The 4,576-nt window shown below is 36.5% G+C and carries 4 protein-coding genes and 2 tRNA genes; 1 reads left to right on the top strand and 5 read right to left on the bottom strand.

What is annotated here, in order from left to right; all coding sequences use genetic code 11:
- Positions 1-273 (top strand): ferredoxin (locus HPY60_11550; protein ID NPV51810.1); only part of this gene is annotated, 273 nt, incomplete at its 5' end.
- On the opposite strand, the gene HPY60_11545 is transcribed toward HPY60_11550, so the two are convergent.
- From HPY60_11545 to HPY60_11525, 5 genes are all read right to left on the bottom strand, one after another.
- Positions 259-1,851 carry a thiamine pyrophosphate-binding protein gene (locus tag HPY60_11545; protein NPV51809.1) on the bottom strand — a complete coding sequence of 531 codons (1,593 nt, stop codon included), beginning with the start codon at positions 1,849-1,851 and terminating at the stop codon, positions 259-261. The genes HPY60_11550 and HPY60_11545 overlap by 15 nt on opposite strands.
- 3 nt (positions 1,852-1,854) lie before the next feature.
- A complete protein-coding gene (gene aksA / locus HPY60_11540; GenBank protein NPV51808.1) occupies positions 1,855-3,033 on the bottom strand; it encodes a homoaconitate hydratase in 1,179 nt (392 codons plus the stop codon).
- Positions 3,030-3,965 (bottom strand): hypothetical protein, encoded by a 936-nt coding sequence (locus HPY60_11535; protein NPV51807.1) that lies wholly within the window; start codon positions 3,963-3,965, stop codon positions 3,030-3,032. The genes aksA and HPY60_11535 overlap by 4 nt, the downstream gene beginning before the upstream one ends.
- A 38-nt stretch (positions 3,966-4,003) precedes the next feature.
- Positions 4,004-4,077 (bottom strand) — tRNA-Val (locus HPY60_11530).
- A gap of 42 nt (positions 4,078-4,119) precedes the next feature.
- A tRNA-Ala gene (locus tag HPY60_11525) sits at positions 4,120-4,193 on the bottom strand.
- Between the last annotated feature and the right edge of the window lie 383 nt (positions 4,194-4,576).

The raw sequence follows: 4,576 nt of genomic DNA, 5'->3' as shown, positions 1-4,576 counted from the left end.
AAAGACGTTCAAAAAATATCAAATGGTGTTGCTATAGCCTCAAGGATATTAAAAAAATCAGGAGTAGATACAATAGTTTCAACTGAAGCCGCAGGGGCCCATCCTGGAGGTACAGCACCTTTAGGCACCACCGTAGACAATCAATTCAAGACGAAATTGGGTTTTTATGTATGTGATGCAAGTGTACTCCCAGAATCTCCAGGGAAACCACCAATTCTTACACTTATGGCACTAGGTAAAAAATTAGGAGAGAATATATTAAATTCCACCTGATGGAACTTTTTCATTTGGATTTACCAATATATCTAAAAGCATAGGGCCTGATGAGTCAAGTATTTCTTTAACTCCTTTCTTCATTTCTCCTTTATCTTCAACTCTTATCCCAGGAACTTCAAGACCTTTTGATATCTCCACGAAATCTTTCTTGCCCAAGCTGAAGTGATATTTCCCGCCAAATTTAGCATCTTCATGCTGCTTAATAGTGCTCAAGACGCCATTATTTATCAAGAATATTTTTACATCTATATTATTTTCAGACAAAGTTAGTAATTCTCCTAGCACCATCAAAAGCCCGCCATCGCCAGTTATTAAAACAACTCTTTTCCCAGGATTAGATAGCTTTGCACCTATAGATGCGGGTAAACCGAATCCCATTGCACCAAAAGAATGCGAACAGATGAAAGTTCTTGGAATATGAACTTTTTTTAGGAGATGTGTCCATACTGTAATGGAGCCTGTGTCAGTAACAACTATATCCTCTTTATGTAATTTCTGTAGTATCTCACAAATTGCAACTTGGGGTTTCAGTGGTTTTGAAGAAGAAGATATTCCATCTAATTTTTTCGGAGTATCTTTATTGATCCAAAGCCCATTTTTTCTTGAAACTCCAATAACGATATTGCTGAGTATCTCATTTATATCCCCCACTAGGGAAAGCTCAAATGAGGTACTTTTTCTGTTTTTTTCTATATTGACGTCAATTATTTTCTTTGAATTATTAAATAGGTTGTAAGAAGTTCTATCAGAAAATTTGACTCCAAAGGATATTACTAGATCTGAGTTTTCAAATGCTATTTTGGCATTGTTTGTACCTCTAACTCCAAGTGTGCCAAAAGCATATGTATCGTCTTCGTCAATGATCCCCCTGCCGGGTAATGTTGTTACTATTGGCGCTCCAATTTTATTTGAAAGAGAACGGATATTGGCGTCTGAGTTAGAGCCAATAGCTCCGTATCCGGAAAGAATCAAAGGCTTTTTTGACTCGTTAATCAATTTGATGGCATTTTTAATCTTATCGATATCAAGTTTAGTTTTTGTTTTTTTTTCTAAATAATTAAAATCTGAATTGTATTCCAATTCAAATAAGTTAGTTGGAACTTCGATGTGAACAGGTCTTGGCCTTCCAGAAACTGCTTGAGAGAATGAATCCCTAATCTGTTGGTAGATGTCTTCTTTTAATCTAATATTCTTCTTTGTGATGGAAGAGGTCATTGAAAGTAAATCAACTTCCTCAAAGGCATCAGTGCCAATTTTATCGTTAGGAACCTGTCCGGTAATTAAAACTAAAGAAGATCCATCTTTATATGCACAAGCAAGCCCCATCATTGCATTGACAGATCCTGGGCCTGTTGATGTCAATGCAGAAGATATTCTTCCACTTGCCCTATAAAATCCATCTGCGCTATGGACTGAACACTGCTCATGTGAAGATCTAATAATAGAAATTCCATTATCTTTCAATTCATGATAAAGAGGAAGTATTTCTCTTCCCGGATACCAGAAAAGCGTGTCAACTCCTGAATCCTTAATTGCTTTTGATATGATTTCTGCTCCGGAATATGAATTTTTCATCATCTAACCTTTTGCAAGAATTTCCTGCGCCATATTCTTAAATTCTTTATCTCCTACTTTTGCCCCTCTCTCAGCCATCTCCTTTATTTTAAGTATCAAATTTTCTTTTTCATTTTGTGGGATTGACAATCCTAACTCTTCAAGTTTGTAATCAATACAGCTGATCCCGCAATGCTTACCTAGAATGATCCTTCTTTTTTGGCCAACAAATTCAGGCATGTATGGTTCATAAGTCAAAGGTTCTGCTCTAACTGCTGAAACATGTATCCCAGATTCATGAGAAAAAACATTATCTCCTACAATGGCCTTATTTTTAGGAACTGGCATTGTAGTATATTTTTCAACTAATCTTGAAAGTTCATATATTACTTCATATTTGAAGGGCATTTCTATTCCATATAAGAGTCTTAGGCCCATAATTATTTCCTCAAGAGAAGCGTTGCCTGCTCTTTCCCCAATACCATTTACAGTTGTAGATATAGCCCTAGCCCCAGATTCAAATGCTGCGAGAGAGTTTGCAACTGCAAGACCAAAATCATCATGGCAATGTATACCTAGAGTATTATCAATATTATTTTTTATCTGGGTAACAAGATATTTCATCCCCATAGGCCTTATCGAACCAGTTGTATCTGCTATATGGACTCTATCTGCACCAGCATCAGTTGCTTGTTTAAAAAGTTCAAATAAAAAATCTAAATCTGTTCTTGTAGAATCTTCCGCTGTAAATGCAACAAAAATGCCATGGCTTTTACCATACTCTACAGCTTCGATAGCTCTAGAGAGTGCTTGTTCTCTAGTCATTTTTAATTTATATTTTAAATGAAGGTCCGAAGTCCCTATAAAGGTGATTATACCATCAACATCACATGATAAAGCAACGTCTATGTCACTCTTTAAAGTCCTAGTTAATGCAAGTATCTCTGAATTTAAGGATTGTTTCATTATATTTCTTATAGCCCTTCTTTCCCCATCTGATACAACTGGAAAACCTGCTTCGATTTGAGGAACGCCCAGTTCATCTAACTTGATGGCTATTTCAAGTTTCTCATCAGGTGTAAAGCAAATCCCGGGAGTTTGTTCTCCATCCCTTAAGGTAGTATCGTAAACAATTATATTTTTTGGATCTTCTTTTATAGCAACTTCTTTAACAAGATTATAAGGGCTAACAAATGATTTCATAATCTCACAGCCTCATTGGGATCTTCAGAGTACCCTAAAGCGGCTATTGCTCCTATTAATCCCCAATTATCCATTAAAACTTCTAAGTTTTTTACTCTTTTGGAAAAATCAATTGCCTCATCTAAAGACATTAATGAAGTTTTAACTTTGAAGGAATAGTCTTTAATTTCTTTATCTATTCCAATTCCTTTTAGCAAAACTAAACCAGTTTCTTTTGAAAGCGTATGTTTACTAAAAAGTTCAAAAATTCTCTCTTTGAATTTTGGAATGTTTTCTGGGAGTACCGCAAACGTCAATGCTGTGCTAACGCAGTTCTGAGTCTTGTGGGGGTTTCTTGGATAAAGCTGAACTAGGGTATGTCTCAGGTAATCGGCTAAGCCTTCCTTCTCTATTTTGTATGCAATCTCATTTGCCAAGGACCATGTTGCTCCTTCTTCTTTGGTATCTGTATCGTCAACTCCGACTACAATCTTTTGCTTTAAATCAAAAGTAAGTTTAGCTTTACTTAGCCCTCCGCCGCCCCCATAATCTATTATCTCAACAGAGTGAACTCCTTCTGCAAGGCCCCTATTAAGCACAGCTCCAACACCTCCGCCGCCTAATCCGGCATATGTAATGGTAACTTTATCTTCGTAGATCTTTACTTCTTCTATGCCTGCGGCAGAAATACCTGCTTTAAGATCAAGTTCGCATCTTCCGTCCTTAACTCTAAAAAAACTTTGGCTACCTTCACCTATTGCATGTGTGATTAATGAGGAGGCTTTTGGGTAGTGATATGTCACCCAAGAAGCTGTTGCCATTCCCCTTGGATGTTTTTCAAAGATTTCAATTATTCCTTTTTCTTTATCTGCAAGAACGACTATCTTTTCGAATGGTGAAATCCATGCTTTATCGCCAAATTCATTAAAAAATTCCTCTCTTGTGTATTTCAAGTGCCCACCACAATTAATAAATAAAACTTAGTTTCCTATGGGCCCACTGGGATTCGAACCCAGGACCTCCACCGTGTGAGGGTGACGTCATGACCAACTAGACCATGGGCCCAGTTTTTAATAATTTTAAAAGTTTAAAAAAGTTATCTATATATGGACTCGGCGGGATTTGAACCCGCGGCCTCGGCATTGCGAATGCCGCGCTCATACCAGCTGAGCTACGAGCCCTAATTAAATATGATGAAAGATGTTTTTAAATTTTATTACAAATAAAAAATGAAAATAAAAAAATAAAATGTAGGAAACCTATGTCTGGAATTAGGTTATGCTACAAAAGTTAGACTAATCTAATATTTATAAGTCTTTTGGTAGTTAAATACTAAGAAAACAGGATAATTAAAAAATATAAAAAAGAAAAATTAAATTAGTTTATTTTTTCTTGGCTTTGCCCTTACCTTCGTATTCAAGAGATAGGTAGAGAATTATACCAACGACTAGACCCATTGCTGGTGCTGAGAAGAATGGGCTTCCCCATAGCTTAACGTAGTTAGCCATGATCAAAGCTCCTGCCATTATACCTGCAATAGCTCTCTGGACGTTAGTTTCACACA

Source organism: Methanofastidiosum sp., from assembly GCA_013178285.1.
GTDB lineage: Archaea > Methanobacteriota_B > Thermococci > Methanofastidiosales > Methanofastidiosaceae > Methanofastidiosum.
The sequence above is the reverse complement of the archived record's forward strand: the minus strand, read 5'-3'. Positions and strand labels throughout refer to the sequence as shown.

Bases quoted from the DNA above. Each gene is read 5' to 3' on its own strand.
- HPY60_11545 (NPV51809.1), bottom strand. From the start codon at position 1,851: ATGAAAAATTCATATTCCGGAGCAGAAATCATATCAAAAGCAATTAAG.
- aksA (NPV51808.1), bottom strand. From the start codon at position 3,033: ATGAAATCATTTGTTAGCCCTTATAATCTTGTTAAAGAAGTTGCTATA.